The 17,515-nt window shown below is 64.1% G+C and carries 12 protein-coding genes; 8 read left to right on the top strand and 4 right to left on the bottom strand.

What is annotated here, in order from left to right; translation table 11 throughout:
* Positions 1–76 precede the first annotated feature (76 nt).
* The 8 genes from STRIP9103_RS16625 (at position 77) to STRIP9103_RS16655 (ending at position 11,763) form a co-directional block, all read left to right on the top strand.
* On the top strand, positions 77–1,087 hold the full coding sequence (locus STRIP9103_RS16625; RefSeq protein ID WP_048820412.1) for an SEC-C domain-containing protein: 1,011 nt from the start codon (positions 77–79) through the stop codon (positions 1,085–1,087).
* 318 nt (positions 1,088–1,405) lie between these two features.
* Positions 1,406–2,968 carry an IS4 family transposase gene (locus STRIP9103_RS16630; protein ID WP_009307315.1) on the top strand — a complete coding sequence of 521 codons (1,563 nt, stop codon included), beginning with the start codon at positions 1,406–1,408 and terminating at the stop codon, positions 2,966–2,968.
* Between the two features lie 309 nt (positions 2,969–3,277).
* A complete protein-coding gene (locus STRIP9103_RS16635) occupies positions 3,278–3,724 on the top strand; it encodes a very short patch repair endonuclease (protein ID WP_408995642.1) in 447 nt (148 codons plus the stop codon).
* 112 nt (positions 3,725–3,836) lie between these two features.
* A complete protein-coding gene (locus STRIP9103_RS16640) occupies positions 3,837–5,369 on the top strand; it encodes an ATP-binding protein (RefSeq protein ID WP_009313237.1) in 1,533 nt (510 codons plus the stop codon).
* Positions 5,362–6,336: a PD-(D/E)XK motif protein gene (locus STRIP9103_RS46545; RefSeq protein WP_078613934.1), complete on the top strand. Its 975-nt coding sequence runs from the start codon at positions 5,362–5,364 to the stop codon at positions 6,334–6,336. Before STRIP9103_RS16640 ends, STRIP9103_RS46545 begins: the two co-directional genes overlap by 8 nt.
* An 18-nt stretch (positions 6,337–6,354) precedes the next feature.
* Positions 6,355–9,300, top strand: coding sequence for a Z1 domain-containing protein (locus STRIP9103_RS16645; RefSeq protein ID WP_009313265.1), 2,946 nt, complete (start codon positions 6,355–6,357; stop codon positions 9,298–9,300).
* Positions 9,301–9,440: 140 nt separating this feature from the next.
* The gene (locus tag STRIP9103_RS16650) at positions 9,441–10,439 is read left to right on the top strand and encodes a DNA cytosine methyltransferase (RefSeq protein WP_009313244.1); all 999 of its coding nucleotides are present in this window, start codon (positions 9,441–9,443) and stop codon (positions 10,437–10,439) included.
* 82 nt (positions 10,440–10,521) lie between these two features.
* On the top strand, positions 10,522–11,763 hold the full coding sequence (locus STRIP9103_RS16655; protein ID WP_009313230.1) for a DNA cytosine methyltransferase: 1,242 nt from the start codon (positions 10,522–10,524) through the stop codon (positions 11,761–11,763).
* Here STRIP9103_RS16655 and STRIP9103_RS16660 read toward each other — a convergent pair.
* From STRIP9103_RS16660 to STRIP9103_RS16675, 4 genes are all read right to left on the bottom strand, one after another.
* Complete coding sequence (locus STRIP9103_RS16660) at positions 11,752–12,675, bottom strand: DUF6339 family protein (protein ID WP_048820414.1); 924 nt, start codon at positions 12,673–12,675, stop codon at positions 11,752–11,754. The two genes, STRIP9103_RS16655 and STRIP9103_RS16660, sit on opposite strands and share 12 nt — an antisense overlap.
* A gap of 9 nt (positions 12,676–12,684) precedes the next feature.
* Positions 12,685–13,644: a hypothetical protein gene (locus tag STRIP9103_RS16665; RefSeq protein ID WP_009313229.1), complete on the bottom strand. Its 960-nt coding sequence runs from the start codon at positions 13,642–13,644 to the stop codon at positions 12,685–12,687.
* On the bottom strand, positions 13,641–15,743 hold the full coding sequence (locus tag STRIP9103_RS16670; protein WP_009313225.1) for a helix-turn-helix domain-containing protein: 2,103 nt from the start codon (positions 15,741–15,743) through the stop codon (positions 13,641–13,643). Before STRIP9103_RS16670 ends, STRIP9103_RS16665 begins: the two co-directional genes overlap by 4 nt.
* 324 nt (positions 15,744–16,067) lie before the next feature.
* A complete protein-coding gene (locus tag STRIP9103_RS16675) occupies positions 16,068–17,444 on the bottom strand; it encodes an IS1380 family transposase (RefSeq protein ID WP_009302281.1) in 1,377 nt (458 codons plus the stop codon).
* Between the last annotated feature and the right edge of the window lie 71 nt (positions 17,445–17,515).

Below are 17,515 nucleotides of genomic sequence, written 5' to 3' on the forward strand. Positions count from 1 at the left end.
CTCACAACCGGCACGAAGCGCAGCACGGCGAAAGCCCTCTCTCCCCCGCTCCCCCCTGGGCAGTACGGTGTCGTCCATGCGCCCCGACACTCCTGCCGAGAACGTCGACCACACCTCCGAAGCGGCCCGCCTGGAGCGGACCGCGGCCCTCTACCCGGAGGACGCCGAACACCTCCTCCTCCAGGCCGCCGCCCACCGGGAACTGTCCGGCGACCGCCCCACCGCGACGGCCCTCTACGACAGCCTCCTGTCGTCCTCCATCCCCCTGGAGAACCCCCACCTGGTACGAGCCCTGAAAGCCGCGAACCTCTGGGAGTACGGCCACGAGGCGGAGGCAAGGGCGATCATCGACGGAGTCCGCGCGGCGATCCCGAGGGACCCGGCCCCCTGGGTGATCGTCGCGGAGGCGTTGGAGGCCCACGACGAGCTGGAAGCAGCCCAGGACACCTTCACGACGGCCGTGACGTTGCTGCTGGCAGACGTCGAGGAACCCCCCTACGCCACCCGCCCCCTGCTCTTCGGCCGCCACCGGGTCCGCCGCATGCTGGGCGCCCCCCACGACAACTGGGACGCCCTGGCGGACACCCTCCACTCGTCCTCGATCTCCCTGGACGAACTCCACGACCCGAAACGCGTCTGGTCCCTGGGCTCGGACAACCCGGCGGAACTCCAGGCAGAAATCACCCGCCTACGAGCCGAACTGAACACCTACCGAGAGGCCCTCTCCCGCCCGTTCCCGGTAGCGGTCCTGCACTGGCCGGCGTCGGAACTGACGGAACTGCTGGGCACGTACCCGGGCCTGACCCCGGAATACCCGACCCACGAGGAACACCTGGCGACCATAGAGTCCTCCCTGAGGGAACTGGCCTCTTCAGGCACCCCGAACCTAGGCATCGTGACAGGCACGGTCCCCTCCTACGAGGCCTTCGCGGCGTCGGAGAGCTCGTCCCCGAACGACGCGACGCTGCTCCCCCAGTACGCGACGACGCTGGCCGCGCGGGGGCTGGCCGTGGCGTGGCCGCCGCAGAGGGGGAACGCATGCTGGTGCGGATCGGAGCAGCCGTACGAGTCCTGTCACGGCGCGTAGCGGCCCCTCAGTAGGGGCGGCACCGTCCCCCACCCCAAGCCGCTAAACCAACCCAGCGTGCCGGCGAGGCGAGACCGCGCCCCGCATCCCCGCCCCACAACCCAGCCGACCTCACCCCGCCCCCGGCCGGGCCACCCACCCTCCCGGGCCGCTCGCTCGCTTCTCTCCCGTCCTGGAGCGGCCCGGGTCAAGGGTCAATGCCGCGTAGTTAAGGGTCGGGAGGATGTGTCAAGCGGTTCGAGGAAAGTGGGGGCAAGGGGACGGGGCTCCGCGTAGGACAGGTGGTCTGCCAAGAACAGCCTGTCTCGGGGAGCCCCGTTGAGTGACGAGTCTGCCATCGTGTGTGCCCGGCGTGAGCGGGATCGGTTATTTGCCCCGGGTCATCTGGGAGAGCTGACCCGGTATGTGCCGGTGGAGCTGGTGGACGCGGTACTGGCAGAGCACGGCGGGGTGCAGAAGCGGCTGCGTCTGTTGCCCTCGCGGGTCGGGGTGTATCTGCTGCTGGCGATGGGACTGTTCGCGTCGCTGAGTGTGGTGGGTGTGTGGCACAGGCTGTGCGCGAACCTGCCCGGGAGACGGTGGGAGCCGTCGGAGAAGGCATTGCGTGATCTGCGGCGCCGGATCGGGCCCGCGCCGTTGAAGGCATTGTTCGAGGTGGTGGCAGGGCCCCTTGGATGGCCCACGGGGCCGGGGATGGGCTACGGCCGATGGCGGACGGTCGCCTTCGACGGCTGTTCGTCGATCAAGGTGGCGGACACAGCGGCGAACCGCGCCTGGCTGGGCAAGTCGGGGCACGTGCGAGGCGGACAGGCGGGATATCCCCAGCTGGGGCTGATGGCCCTGGTCGAGACCGGCACCCGTGCCCTGCTCGGGGCCTGCTTCGGCCGGATCCACCAGGGCGAGACCGTGCAGGCACGCAGCCTGTTGCACCTGCTCACACCCGACATGCTCGTGCTGGCCGACCGTGCCTTCGACGGCGCCGCGTTCCTCGCCGAGGTCGAAGCGACCGGGGCTCAGTTCCTTGTGCGGGTCAGCGCCGCGCGCCGCCGGCCGCAGCAGGCGGTGCTGTCCGACGGCGGCAGGCTGTGCCGGGCCGGGACACGGACCGTGCGGATGATCGACGCCGACCTGCACGTCCACCTGGCCGACGGCACCCGACTGCGGGAGCACTACCAGCTGGCCACCACTCTGACCGACCCCCGCCTGCACCGGGCAGAAGATCTCGTCCGGCTCTATCACGAACGCTGGGAAGCCGAGAGTGCCTTCCTTGCCCTGCGTCACACCCTGCTGGGCGGACGCGTGCTGCGTTCCGGCGACCCGGCCGGCCTCGCCCAGGAGATGTGGGCCCCGCTCACCCTCTACCAGGTCCTGCGCATGGCCATGGCCGATGCCGCCGGGCACCGCCTCGCCGACCCGGACCGGGCCGGGTTCACCATCGCTCTGAACACCGCCCGCGACCAGGTCGTCCTCGCCGCCCAGGGCGATCCGGCAGACCTCAAAGGCACGATCGGCCGGGCCGTTCTGGCTCATCTCCTGCCGCCCCGCCGCGCCAGGGTCAGCGCCCGCAAGGTCAAATCACCCATCTCCCGCTACCACGCCAACACCGCACCACGGCCCACCCCCAGCACTCCCGTCACCGCCATTCACATCCGCCTGACGCAGCCGCCCGGCAGGCCGCCCACGCTGCCCCAACGCATCCTCGATCTCTTGCAGACGGCCCCGGATCGCCACTGGCACCGCAACGAGATAGCCCGCGCCCTCGGCATCGAACGCACCGACCACCTACGCCAGCGACTCGCCGCCGCCACCCGCCACGGCTGGATCCGAAAGATCAAAGACGCCACCTACACCCTCCCCTTGACAACACCCAACACCCCTTAACTACGAGGCATTGGGTCAAGGGTCGGCCGCAGGCCGATCGCCGAAGGCGACGCGCAGCGCCCTTGACGCGGGGCGCGGAAGCACGACACTGCCGAAGAAGCGGGCGGCCCAACGGCAACCACAGCTGCAAACGAATTTGCGGCTCAACATGCTTCAGGCCTGCTGCACCCCTCTTCATATCTGCTCGGTTGCCCGTGGCAAGTTGGGCGTCCTGCAGTCGGGGCCTATGTACGTCCTGGCCAAGGCTCCGCAACGAGCATGTCCGGCCGACCGACAGCGCGCACCCAGCACATTCGAAGCGCCGGCAGAATGCCTTTTGTGTCTGGTGCCGTACCGTCCTCCCCCGGAGTGTCCGCTCGCATGAGCCGCCAAGGCTCACGCGATACGACCCCTGAACTCTCGGTCCGCCGTCTTCTGCACGCCGCCGGTCTCCGTTATCGAGTCAACGCGCCCGTGCCGGGCATGCCCCGCCGCACGATCGACATCGTGTTCCCCAAGGCCAGAATCGCCGTCTTCCTGGACGGCTGCTTCTGGCACGGCTGCCCCGAGCATGCGACGCAACCGAAAGCGAACGCAGAGTGGTGGCGCAACAAGCTGGACAAGAACATGGCTCGCGATCGCGAGACCACTGCACATCTGGAACAGACAGGTTGGACCGTGCTGCGCTTCTGGGAACACCAGCACCCCACCGACATCGCCCGCGTCGTGGCCGAGGCCAGGAAGGCGGCGGACGGGCCTCATCACCGTCACACGTAATGCCCACGCCCTCAGCGCCTACCGAAACTTCGGGCTTCAAGTATGTTGTCCGACCTCTACGCTACCGTCACCATTGATCGTATTAGATGGCTGTGACCCGCAAGGCGAGGAAATGATCACCGACTGGCAGTTCGATGTGCCCACCGCAGGGAGCAAGCACCTTCCGCCGGACGCGCGGTACATGGAGGCGCTCAGCAGCCAGGGATACGGCTTCGAGGTAGCCATCGCCGACCTGGTGGACAACTCCATCGACGCCGGCGCCAAGGACGTGGTGATCCACTTCCTCCGAGATGGTGACCAACTCGTCAGCCTCCTTGTCGTGGATGACGGCAAGGGCATGAGCGACGAGGACCTGGACATCGCCATGACCGTGGGTGGTCGCCGCGATTACGGCGACAAGGCTTTGGGCATGTTCGGCACCGGCCTGAAATCCGCATCGCTCAGCCACGCCTCCGCCGTCACTCTCGTCAGCACCACGAAACGTACTCGGGCAGCCGGACGCCGCTGGCTGATGGAACGGGCTGTGTCCGGATTCCAGTGCGACATCGTCGCGCCCGGCTACGCGCAGAACCTCATCGACCGATATGCAGACCGGCCCATCGTGTGGCAGGGAACTGTAGTGCGCTGGGACGGCGTGAAGGACTTCCCCAAACATGGCGGAGGCGGCCAAACCGACCGCTATCTCCAACGCACGATCAATAAGCTCGGCCTCCACTTGGGCCTCTACCTCCATCGCTTCCTCGTGAAGGATGACTTCAACATCACGATCGCTGTAGAGGATGTCCGCACCGGAACTGTCTATCTGGACTTCGGCGTTGAGCCATTGGACCCCTTCGGCTATCCGGTCAGCGGCAACCACGAGTACCCTCGCAGAATCACTGCATCCGTTCCTTCCTTGGGCGATGTAATGCTCGACGCCCACATCTGGACCCCGAAGTCAAATGTCGACGAGTACAAGGCCGTTGGATCCGTCATCGACCGACAGGGCTTCTACTTCTACCGAAATGACCGTCTAGTACAGGCCGGCGGCTGGAACAACTTCCGACAGCCGGAACAGCATCTCTCCCTGGCTCGCGTAGCAGTTGACCTGCCTGCCGAATCCAGTGATGTGTTCCGCCTCACCGTCAAGAAGTCCGGCGTCGAAGCATCGCCAGAATTCACGACAGCGCTGGAAAAGGCTACCGACCCCGACGGGCACTCTTTCCTCCAGTATCTCAACGATGCCGATGCCGTTTATCGCGACTCACGCAAGAGGTCCAGCACCGCACGGAAGCCAGTCATTCCACCCGGAAAGGGAATGGCCCCCACTGTTCGGGAGACAGTGATAGAAGAACTTCCGACGATCCCCAACATGGACCCCATCTCGATCCGATGGCAGAAGCTCGACAACGAGCTGTTCTTTCAGATTGATCGCGAGGACAGCACCATTATCCTCAACCAGCATTATCGATCAGCGATCCTGGGCGGCCGCCGCGGCGGCCTCAACGATGCACCACTCCTTAAATCCCTGATGTACATACTGCTCCACCAGGTTTTCGAGAAGGAGTACAGCGGAAGCAGAGAAAAGGACAACCTGCAACTGTGGCAGGCAATCCTCGTATCAGCGGCCCGCGCAGAAATCAACGGGATGGCCGACAGTGAGTGAGAGTAAGCACGTCCGTTGGACCGAGGTTGAATACTTTCTCGGAAAGGGTCAGGCGACGACGTTTCCTCTCTCCGCTCCCTCTGCCCACCCTGAGGTTTCATATGTGGTCGGCCACGGCGGTCGGGACATAGCCTTGCACGTCGAACTCGACCGCCGACATCGTCCGCCGCACTCCTCCATGCCCACGATCCGCATAGAGCAAATAGCAGAGCGCGGTATGCGCATGGCTCGGATCCGCACCACTCAAGTAACCTTGATGCGCGACTTCCACGACTTCCTGTCAGCAATCGCCGACAGGATCGTGGCGCACGGTCGCACCCTGGATCAAGCTTTTGAAGAGACGATACGGGCGTGGAGCGCACTGCTGAACCAACCTCGTGGCTTCAGCACGGAGAAACGTATCGGCCTCATGGGCGAACTGGCAGTTCTCCGCTCCCTTGCCCAAGGGTACGGCTGGGCGACTGCGGTCGATTCGTGGACTGGCCCTGAAGATGAAGAGCACGACTTCGGCCTCCCGGACTTCGATCTCGAAGTGAAGACAACTGCGTCTGAGCAGCGCCGCCACACGATCCACGGAATCAGACAGCTCGACCCCACACCCGGCCGCCCTCTATGGTTCGCCTCCTTGCAACTCACCCGAGGCGGAACCCACGGTCGCACACTGACCGACTGTGTACATGCCGTGCGTTCTTCTGTAGCCGACCACGCCCCGGCATCCATGAGTCGCCTGAACAGCAAGCTTGCCGCGGTGGGCTGGTCGAACGACCTTCCCGACGACGAACGTTGGACACCTCGATCTCAACCCCTTCTGCTCGACTCCTCAGCAGTGCCACGGCTGGATCCCTCCGTTCTTCAAACGTCCGTCGCGGAACGGATATCGAGCGTCCAGTACACGATCGACGTCACCGGCTTGTCCTCAACCATCGAGGCTCCGTCCACCGCACTCTCTGAATTTCAACTCCCGTAACGCCTTAGGACTCTCGTCATGACCGATGCAGAAACTGTACGGCTCACTCTCCACAAGTCGGCTCTCGCAGGTATGCAGGCCAACCGGCCGAAGAACCTGCAGCGCGCGCTTGAGTACCAGGCAGAGGACGAGGGACCTCGGGCGCAAGCCCACGCCACTGAGTCAGACTTTCAGGACAAGCTCCACTCGTCTCATTCCACGGATCAGTTGGTGGAGCTGTGGCGCAAGCAACTCACTCAGTGGGATTATGCCGAGAATCCTGCTTGGTCGGACACCGAGTCACGCACGGATGAACGAAGGACCGCGGTATTCGATCTACTTGGCCTCCAGGATGAAACACGTAAACTCCTGAGTGCACTCATCCCCGTACCCAAGGCCGCCGGCGCCGTGGTCATCAGCGATGAGTTCACTCCCTGGTACACGCCTCAGTCACAGCAGGGACGCAGCTGGTACTGGCCCGCATACAGGCGACTACTGGCCGAGAAAGGTTGGCCGGAGACAGCAGTTGCCGATCTCGACACAGCCTCGGACCGAGTCGTCGAAAGGCTGGCAAACCCGACCGACCCTGCGGCCTATCAGTCAAAGGGATTGGTGGTTGGCTACGTTCAGTCGGGCAAGACCGCGAACTTCACCGGCGTCATCGCCAAAGCCGTGGACGCGGGGTATCGCTTGATCATTGTTCTCGGCGGTACCCTCAACCTGCTGCGGGCACAGACGCAACGTCGTCTCGACATGGAACTCGTCGGACGCGAGAATATTCTGCGTGGAGCGGCCGAGTACGAATCCGACTATGCCGATGACCCCGCCTGGTCCAAGGGAAAGTTCCTGTCCCACAATGGCCTGCCGTCGGCTCTCGGCGCTTTCGACATCGTCCGGATGACCACCAGGGACAACGACTACAAAAGCCTGTTGCAGGGCATTGTGGCACTTGAGTTCGAGAAGCAGGAGCCGGCACTCCCCCTCCACGACCCACGAAACTTGCACCGCTCCTCGGCGCGCCTCATGGTCGTCAAGAAGAACAAGACCGTGCTTTCCAAGCTCGTCAAAGACCTCAACAAGATCAAGACCCCACTATCCGAGATCCCAGTCCTGATCATCGACGACGAGTCGGATGAGGCTTCCGTCAACACGTCCAACCTCAGCAAGCCGGATGCCGAACGCACTGCCATCAATCAGAAGATCTCAGAACTTCTGCAGATGCTCCCTCGCGCCCAATACGTCGGGTACACGGCCACTCCGTTTGCCAACGTATTCATCGATCCGAGCGACACCGAAGACATTTTCCCCAAGGACTTCATCGTCTCCCTGCCCCGTCCTGACGGATACATGGGTGTCCAGGACTTCCATGACCTGGACTCGGTGATCCCGCACGAGGAGCGTACATTCGCCAACTCCAACGAGAAGGCCCATGTGCGGGACATCGTCCTCGCCGACGACGAGGACGATACGGCTCTCCAACGAGCCATGGACATGTTCGTACTGACAGCGGCAATGAAGCTGTACCGAGAGGAAAACGGCCTCGGCGATCGGTACTTCCAACACCACACTATGCTCATCCACGAATCGGTCCGCACCGCGGATCACCGTGAACTCCTGGGCCGAGTGACACAGCTGTGGTGGAACTCCGGCTACACCAGTGCCACCGGACATGAGCGGTTGCGCGAACTCTTCGAAACCGATCTCGCTCCGGTTTCCCACGTCCGAGCCGAGGGGCAGGCCGTCCCTGACTCTTACGCCGAGCTCGCCCGCTACATCGGTGCTGCCGCGATGCGCATCGGCGGCGACGACCAGCCCATCATCGTCGTCAACGGTGACAAAGACATCGAAACGGGCGAGGCCGACTTCGACAAACGCTCCATCTGGAAGATCCTGATCGGAGGGCAGAAGCTCGCTCGCGGCTTCACGGTCGAGGGTCTGACCGTCACCTACTATCGCCGCCGTACGAACAACGCCTCCACGTTGATGCAGATGGGCCGTTGGTTCGGCTTCCGCAAGGGCTATCGGGATCTCGTCCGGCTGTACTTGGGCCGTGAGGAGACCATGGGCGCCAAGGACATCGACCTGTACGAGGCATTCGAAGCGATCTGCCGTGACGAAGAGACCTTCCGTAGGGAACTCCAGCAGTACGCCGAGGTGATCGACGGCCAACCGCAGGTCACACCTGCTCAGGTGCCCCCGTTGGTGTCGCAGCACTTGTCCTGGTTGCCGCCGACCAGCGCCAACAAGATGTTCAACGCGCAGTTGGTGGAGAAGCGTTCACCGGGGCAATGGGAAGAGCCGACCGCCTACCCGGTGTCCGCACCGGCAATTCGTCACAACACCGGATTGTGGATGCCGGTACTTGAGTCGTTGACAACCACCGCGACGGAGTTCGCCTACCACTTCGGCGCTGTGACGCATCGATTCAGTGCCCTGACCGGGTTGGTCACATCGAACGACCTTCTGCCCCTGCTGCGCTCCCTGAAGTGGGGAGCTGAGGCGCAATTCGCGCCCCATCTCCGATACTTGGAAGAAATCACCAAGTCATCGCCGGCCAAGGTCGAGGACTGGCTCGTCCTCGCGCCTCAGCACGCGTCGGGGAACAAGCACGTCTTGCTCGGTACTGCAAATCGGCCGTTCTCCTGGTTCAGCCGTACGCGTCGCCGAGGCCCACTTTTCGGTGCGGTCAGGGATCCCAAGCATGTTGCCGTTGCGCTGCGCATCGCAGGAGCGCTTCCTTCCAGCGATGACCCTGCCACCGAGCATTACGTCAGCGCACGCCGCGGAGTCATTGTTCTGTACCCCATCGTGGAGCCGCAGCACAAGGGAGAGTTGGAAGCATCTGGTCAGATCGATCCGAGCAAGCTCGTCATGGCCTTCGGCTTCGTCGCACCGTCTTCAGCACGAAGCAGTGATGGAAGGGTCGTAACATTCACCACGATCGACTCATCGGACGCGGCGATCATCACCAAGGGCTCGGAGTGAACCTCCGCCTGTCCTGAATTCTTCGCTGCGGTGCACGGCACAGGCCGCGCTCGGCCGTGCACCGCACCTCGTGACGTCCCTCCCCTACTCTGGACCCTGCGTGGGTCGGCCCCCGCGCAGGTGGAGAGGGGGAGCCGCACTTGTCCGATCAGAAATTCACTGTGATTGAACTTTGCGCAGGCGTTGGGGGGCAGGCCCTTGGGCTGGAGCAAGCGGGGTTCGACATAAGAGCGGCTGTCGACATCGACCAGGACAGTTGCGGGACCCTCTCCCACAACAGGCCTCACTGGCACACGATCCACGACGACCTCAAACGCATCGATCCGATGGACCATGTTGCGTTGGACCATGCGGACGTCCTGAGCTGCGGACTTCCGCGCTCCCCCTACACAGTCGCCGGAAAGCAGCTGGCCACGGAGGACAAGCGCGACACCCTGCAGGCCGTCCTGGACATGGCTTCCTTCGTCAGGCCTCGAGTTCTCCTGCTCGAGAACATCCCTACGTTCCTCAACGCCGCGAAGTTCGAAGGCGAGCGTCAGAAGGTCCGCGAGGCTGTGGAGGACCTGGGCTACGAGATGGTGTCCTCGGTGCTCACAGCCACGGACTTTGGCGTACCTCAGCACCGAGCCCACGGGTTCATGGTCGCGATGCACCCCGAAGACTTGGCCCATTTCGAATGGCCCGAACCCGCTGGGGCCCCCTGCGCGAGTCTGGGGGCCACTCTGTTCGAGTCAATGTCTTCGAGAGGATGGCCGGAAGCCGCGGACTGGGCAGCCCACGCATCGGAGCCGGCCCCGCTGATCATGGGTGGGGCAACCGGCCGTGGTGGCGCGGACCTCGGCGCAAGCCGCGCGAAGGCGATGTGGGCCCGATGGGGCATCTACGGTGGAAGTATCGGCGATGCGGTACCTGGCCCCGACTTCCGGCTGAATCGTGAGATCGAGCCACGTTTCGGCCTTCCGCGGCTCACTGTGGATCAGGTGGCCCTCCTCCAGGGCTTCTCACCTGAGTGGAAGATCCTTGGCCGCAAGACGTCCGCATACCGGCAGATCAGTCAGACAACGCCACCACCGATCGCTGCGGCTCTCGGACGTCGGATCGCCACCGCCTTGCGGGGGTCGCCCCGCACGCTGCCGTAACCGCATCAGGGCTTGACCTGCGGGGAGCGAGATACTGGACTCCAGCATGACATCTCGTTGATCAGCATTAGACTGCATCATCATGACCACCACTTCGACCGATCCAGCCACCGGCGCAGCGCCGGACGACTCTTCGATCAAGGTGGTTGATCTTTTTTCAGGTGCGGGGGGCTTCTCAGCAGGGTTCCGCGCTTACGAACCGGCCGGGCCGGGATCTTCACCGTTCGAGTCCGTTGCAGCTGTCGAGTACGACGAGGCAGCGGCAGCCACGTACGCGGTGAACTTCGGTGCGTCCCATGTCGCCAACGTCGACATCGCAACATGGGACCCCGAGCCATACAGGGACAAGGTGGACGTCATCATGGGCGGTCCGCCTTGCCAGGGCTTCTCGGCGCTACACCGAAACAACCCCGAGAAGCCCAAGGTCGATGACCCACGCAATCGCCTCTGGGTCGAGTACGTCCGTGTTGTCAGGGCGATCAATCCCAAGATCTTCGTTCTGGAGAACGTGGACCGCTTCCTGAAGTCACAGGAATTCGAGAGCCTCCAGGCGGCCACGTCCGACGGCGGGCCGCTCGCCAACTACACCCTGCGATGGAAAATCCTCAACGCAGCCGACTACGGCGTGCCGCAAGCTCGCCGGCGGGCCATCGTGATCGCGACACGGAACGACCTCGGTGAGCCCATGGAACATCCTCGCCCCACGCATGCCCGTGATGCCGGGCCCCAGCAGCCGAGCCTCAATGGACTCGACGGCCCAGAGCAGCAGCTCCTTCCATGGGTTCCTGTGTGGCAAGAGGTGTTCTCTCGCACACCCGAGGCAGCCCCTGAACTGAACCTCCCCGAGCGCACCGACAAGCCGCTGGGAGTGACTCTGCCGGGCCCGTACAAGACAACAGAACTCCACATCGGCCGCAATCCGACACCTTTGTCCCGAGCGCGGTACAGAGCCATTCCTCCAGGTGGCAACCGTCATGATCTCCGCGACCGGTGGGCCGAGATCGAAGGCGTCAACACCTACCTTTCGACGAAGAGCTGGGACAGCCACAACAGCGGATCCGGCGACGTCATGGGACGCATGCACGCCAATCGACCTTCTGTCACGATCCGCACGGAGTTCTACAAGCCTGAAAAGGGCCGCTATCTCCACCCGAAGGAAGATCGCCCCATCACCCACTATGAAGCCGCTCTGATCCAGGGGTTCCCTCTCGACTTCAAGTGGTTCGGCACCAAGGTGGAGATCGCGCGTCAGATCGGCAACGCTGTCCCGATCGGTCTGGGCCGTGCCCTTGCCCAGGCGATCCATGAGCGCCTAGAAGGGTGAGTAGGGCTTGTCGAGGCTGACACCCATCCTTGGCAACGGCACTTCCCCACTCGGCTCCTTTCCCCGCACAGGGGCCTCGGCGAAAAGTTCCTCGAAGCGCTGCACCAACACGTCCACCGAGGTCCGCGGAATCCTGCCGTCATCCGGACCGTCCGGCAAGCTGTCCATGGGGATGGGCCCGGCGTTCTCGGCTTCGGCAATCCAGTAACGCCGAGCCTCCGCATCCGGACCGTCATCCGGCGCCAGGACGTCGTACAGCAGCGTGCTCCCTGCGGCATTGATCGCGGTTCCAAGGCCGTTCACGTCGCGGCCGGTCCGCACCAGCCCGCGTTCGAGAAGGCGCACAACCGCACGCGCCGTGGGACGGTGATCAATGATTTCGTAGCGGAGCACGGTGTTCAGCACATCTTGAACCTTGCAGGCAAGAACGGCGGGCTCGTAGTCGTCCCCATCACGAAACATCTCGGCAGCCCACCAAAGGCGAGCAAATGTCTGCTTGTAGTGCACACCGACGAAGCGGTCCGCCGTGGCACGCTCGCCCTCTTTGGTGAACCCCTTGTGCCGCCATAGCACATAATCCGGCGCGACCACGAGTGCCAGGAAGTTCCACAGCCCGCTGTTCGCCGCCTCACGCCTGGTCATCCTCATCGTTGCGTGCAGTCGCGGAGCCAACCAGCTGTCAGCCGCTGCTCGATCGTCCTCGTATCTGCGTCGCGCCTCATTGAGCAGCTGCCGCACGGGGGCCACTCTCCAACGCGCTGCAGGAGGATCGACGGTTTGCCCAACCCTGAGCAGAGCCACTTTCGGAGGCTGTTCGCCCCCGGAGAGCACGCTGTGTGTCAAGTACTTGGCGGCAGCGACATCTGGCATCAGAGAGAAGTACTCAGGAAGATCCATGGAATAGCTACTCATCGGTCGCCCCTATTCTCCAGCCCTGCTCAGCGCCCGCAAGCCGTTGCCGAGGTTCCTGCCGACCTTCGCACGTCGTGCTGCTGCGTACTGGATTCGAGGCTGCAGATCCTGCCAGCCCCCCTCTGTCCGCCGCAGATGGATCTCCAACAGGGCATCCGCTGGCGAGAGTTCGGGAAGGACATCCGGGAGCATGGATCGCAGTACGCCGTCCTTCCACCCCGCCGGCCAATGAGGCGTACCGTCGTCATCCAACTCGACATCACCGACCGCCGCGTGGAACATCGCTATCCATGCCTCTGTCGCGATCTGTGCGGCAAGCATCCCTCTCACGGACTTCTCCATCGTCCCACCGCCTCCATTCAGGAACCCGGCAAGACCTTCGAAGCCCGTATTGAGGTGGACAGTCGGCATGTCCCCTGTGGTCTCCACCAGCCAAGGTGCGTCCTTGAAGGGGCGAAGCCATTCCTGTGGGCCATTGCGAAAGTCGATCTCCTGAATGTTCAGCTCTTGTTTGCGCGTCGGCGTACGTTCATTGATCTCAACGGACCATGTCCCCTCAGCCGCGCCGATGAGCCGTCCAGGTTCCCCATCTACAGTAGCGACGACACTGATCGCGAGCGATGCGCGAGCGTGGTGATCATCTCGCGCGAACCTCAGGCTGCCGATCCAACTACCTTCACCAGCCGGAGAGAGCTTGGTGGTTGCGCGAGCGTTGGTTGCCGGCTCAGTCAGCGTTGCGACACATGCGACATCGCTCCACGGCCCGGTCGCCAGTTCCTTTGCGGGCAATGTGGCTCGCAGGTCCAGTCGAGCCTCGTCCCATTGAGAGCGTTCAGCTTCGTGCAGTGCGACAACCCTCTGTTCACGCGAGATCATGCCTATGGGAAGAGCCCGACCGTCCAGTCTCGCCCCGGTTACCTCGAACGTGGTTTCACCACCCAGAGTGGGATAAGGGAACACGATGTTCACGCTTGTACGCTCTTCCCCTTCTGTAGATCTATGATCAGCCGCGCGTGGCGGGCTGTCACGGGGTGACTGGCCACGTCGGTAACCCCGCTGAAGGACGCGGTGGCCACGCCTGGTTCAAAGTGCAGAATGCCGTCTTCCACTCGACAGTTCTCTCCGGGGTTGAGCTTCGCCCATTCCACCGACGGCTTTCCTCCAGAACGGACATCGAACTTTGCGACCGGGACGAGCAGCCAGGGGTCCTCACGTCGTGGCAACTTGACCTCGACCCTGACGTTCCAGGCCCCGCGTGTGTCGACCTCACCTTCGACGTGCCGGACCACCGGATGCCGCTCAGGGCGTCGGACCTCTGTGGAGTACGCGTCGATACGTAGCAGCTCGCGTAGAACGGCAGGGCCGCCCTCAGGCCTCGTCTCACGACGGCCGACCAGTCCTCGCACCGCTGCCGTCATGGCCTTTCGGAACTCGTCAATTCGGGCTCGTGCCCCGCGGGCATAGGTCGTGACCAGGTCTTCGGTCTTGGTCCAGTCGTTGTGTTCCGGCGGTTCGGAGGCACGCAGGAACATCTCCGCCAATTCGACGTCCTCGCCCTTCCTCCCCGTCGCCCGCCCCGCCAGAAGGACCGCTTGAAAGGCATCGGTGCTCAATGGAAGGTCTACGACTCGGCGAGTCATGACCGTCATGCGGTTGCCCCTCATGCACACGAGCCGATTGGGCTCCAGGGCCTCGTCCTCTGCCGCCGTGACCAGAAGAACTGTCTTGTGTTCAACCCCGACTCCCGGACGACCTCTCACGTCCTTGCGTGGGGGTACCCACAATGAGACGTGGGTCATGGCCACTTGGGTTGTGTCGGTTCGCTGTTCGACGGTCTCGCCGTCAAGAAAGGCCTTGAGCGCGCGTGTCCGAGCAGGCTGATGCCGCGATGGATCCACCTTTTCTGCGGGTATGACGACTTGACCGTTGCGCAAGGTCGTCACAGAAGCCTCCAACACGGGACGGCCGTCCCGTCCGGATGTCATGGCAGCCCAGAAGTTGTCCGCCAGGGATCTGACCAACTTCTCGTGCATCTCCTGCAGGCTCTCCGCATCACCAGCGGCGTCGTGAGCGCCGACGATGAGAAACGAGGTACCTGGGTCACGGCTCTCGCGTTCCACGTAGAGGGATCTCGCCGTCTCTTCGTCCGCCCACCATGAGCGTGCGACACCTTCACGTCCCGGTTCAGTGTCCGCCTCACCAAGGCCGGCGAGCCCTGCGTAGGCACGTCCGCCAGTCTCGTGCCAGGGCAGTTCGAGACGGCCGAAGATGCGCCGTTCATGGCGTCCCTCATGCGCACGGGAAAGTGTGCTGTTGACAAGAACAAGCCCGATGCGGCTCGTGGCCCAGAGCGTGATCTTTCCCAAACCGTACGAGCCACCGGCCACGCCGCTGTCCTTGTGACTGTTGAGCTGATCGCGGAGCACCGCGGCGAACTTGCTGTCGTCGCCGTAGTCAGGCCCAGTCAGCCCCGTGCAGTTGTAGTCATCCACACGCAGCAGCAGCAAGGTGTCGGACTCCCGCATCTCGCGTAGTCCCTCGGCAATGACGCGGCCGACCTTGTGCTTCTGTGTGGCAGCTGCTTCAAGGTGCGGCTCGATCTCGTTCCAGCGCAACGCATCCTGGAAGGTCCTGAGGTGCTCACCCGACAGTTCGTTGAGGGTGTATCGCACGCGCACCGGCCGACTTGGATCAAGCTGTTCATCCAGGCTGTTCTGTGTTGCCTCCCGCGCCAGCACCGCGACATCGGCCTCGAACGCGAAAGCCGCGGCGTTGCCGAACTCTCGGCCACCATCCGCGTGCGCTGGTCGAGGAAGCCACTGGACAGGACGCCGTGTCACGACATCCAGTGTGCGGTTGTGGACGGTCGCCTCGTCCGTGCCCAGAGCAGCCGCGATCGCCCGTTTCCTGTCCTCGCGAGGTTCGGCTCGCCCGGTAACCCATGCGGAGACGGCTGCCGGAGTCACGTTGAGCATGTCCGCCAAGGCGGTCTGAGTCATGTTCTGTTTGCGCAGTTGTCGTTCGAGCCAGATGCCGAACTCTTGGGCGCGATTGGCCGCCTCTTCCACCGCATCTCCTTGATGGATCAAGCCGAAGGGAGATCGTATCAAGGGATATTTGAATAGATGGAGAACCCACAAAAGTTGGTTGTTTCCAGGTTCGAAGGGCGGCCCGCGCGCATCCGCCCTATCCTCTCCCGGCCACCCTGAAGGCTTCGTCCTCGCGAGAGCTAGCCTCGATCTTTCTTGAGGGTCCGCCGACGGAGTCGGTGGACCCTTTTGCTTTCCGGAGCTGATGCCGGGCAGGCCGGTGGCCCGGCTGTCGCGTCGGGTGGGCGCCGGGTTCCACTGCCCGGGGCGGGTGATGCTGTCGCAGGGACGGTGGGTTGCTGGTCAGCCGGGGTCGGGCAGGAGCGCGAGCCGTTCAAGGGCGGCGGTGATCTCGCCGGTCCAGGGCCAGTGCCGGGCGAGGCGGAGAATCCTGCGCCGACTGGTGGTGACGAGCTGGCCGGCTGCGGAAAACAGGCGGAACCGCAAGCGACGCGGTTCCCAGAGCCTCGCCCGGCCGGTCAGGGCGAGCATGGGCATCCAGGCCAGCAGGTCGAGCGCGATCTGGACGATCTCCATCCAGACCCGGTTCTGGGCGGTGTCGTGCAGGGGCAGGTTGCGCAGGCCGGTGGCCCGGGCAGCCCGGATCCGGTCCTCGGCCCGTGCCCGGAGCCGGTGACGGAGTTCGAGCTCGGCGATCGGCCGGCCGGTGGTGTTGGTCGCGAAGCACGTGATCCGCATGCCGTCCGCGTCCGTGATCCTCAACTGGGCGCCGGGATGGGGCCTTTCCTTGCGGACGATGAGCCGCATGCCCTTGGGCCAGCCGTTAAGGAGCTTGCCGGTGAGCTCGGCGACCCAGGCCCCGTCCCGGGCCTCACCGTCGGCCTCGACGGCCGGGGTCCAGGCCGAGGCGGGGACCTTCAGTACGTGTTCGTGGATCGCTTCGGTGACCGTCATGCCGACCGAGTAGGACAGCCATCGGCCCCGCTTCGCGAGCCAGGACACGAAGTCGTGGGTGCCGCCGGCGGAGTCCGTGCGGATCAGCGTCTGCCGCCCGCGCCGGTAGCGCTTGGGCAGTTGGGCCAGGGCGAGTTGGGCGGTGGTGATGTGGTCGGCGGCGGTGTTGGAGCCCGCGTTTCCCGGTCTGAGGAGGGTGGCGACGGGCTCTCCGGTTCCGCCCGGTCCGTGGTCGACGAAGGCCGTCAGCGGGTGATGGCCGTAGGTCTTCTTCCAGGTCGCGGCCGCGTCCTGCTTGTCGGAGTGGGCGATCACGAGGACGCCATCGAGGTCGACGGTGACCTGACCGTCGGCGTCCGGGGCGTTTTTGCCGGCCAACGACCAGGCACGATGACGGACTTCGGAGCGTGCGGACCGGACGGCCTGCAGGGCTTTCTCGCCGGATGCGGCGAGGGTGTCGATCAGGCGGGAGACGGTCGGGTCGGAGGCGACCGGGCCGAAGACGGCCGGCTCACACCGCAGCATGGCGACGTCCGCGAGGCAGTCCCCGCCCAGTGCGACCGCCATGGCGACGTCCAGGAGGATCTTGCCGGGATCGTGGACGGCCCGCGGCTTCCGCCACGGAGCCAGAGCTGCGGATATCGCCTGGTCAAGGCCCGTCTTGCGGACCGTCTCCATCAGCAGGACCGCACCGGCCTGCGAGACCACCTGCCGACCGTCTCCCTGGACACGGACACGTGGGTACGACGAGATAGGCTCTCTCACCTGGAAAGTGCTCTTTTCCTTGCAGCCAACAGGACCCTCAGCAAGTCCTATCGTTGCAGGTCAAGGGCACT

This window comes from Streptomyces ipomoeae 91-03 (assembly GCF_000317595.1).
In the GTDB taxonomy this organism is placed as follows: domain Bacteria; phylum Actinomycetota; class Actinomycetes; order Streptomycetales; family Streptomycetaceae; genus Streptomyces; species Streptomyces ipomoeae.

Coding starts and splice junctions, on each gene's coding strand:
- STRIP9103_RS16625 (WP_048820412.1), top strand. CDS start 77: ATGCGCCCCGACACTCCTGCCGAGAACGTCGACCACACCTCCGAAGCG.
- STRIP9103_RS16635 (WP_408995642.1), top strand. CDS start 3,278: ATGCCTTTTGTGTCTGGTGCCGTACCGTCCTCCCCCGGAGTGTCCGCT.
- STRIP9103_RS16640 (WP_009313237.1), top strand. CDS start 3,837: ATGATCACCGACTGGCAGTTCGATGTGCCCACCGCAGGGAGCAAGCAC.
- STRIP9103_RS16645 (WP_009313265.1), top strand. CDS start 6,355: ATGACCGATGCAGAAACTGTACGGCTCACTCTCCACAAGTCGGCTCTC.
- STRIP9103_RS16655 (WP_009313230.1), top strand. CDS start 10,522: ATGACCACCACTTCGACCGATCCAGCCACCGGCGCAGCGCCGGACGAC.
- STRIP9103_RS16660 (WP_048820414.1), bottom strand. CDS start 12,675: ATGAGTAGCTATTCCATGGATCTTCCTGAGTACTTCTCTCTGATGCCA.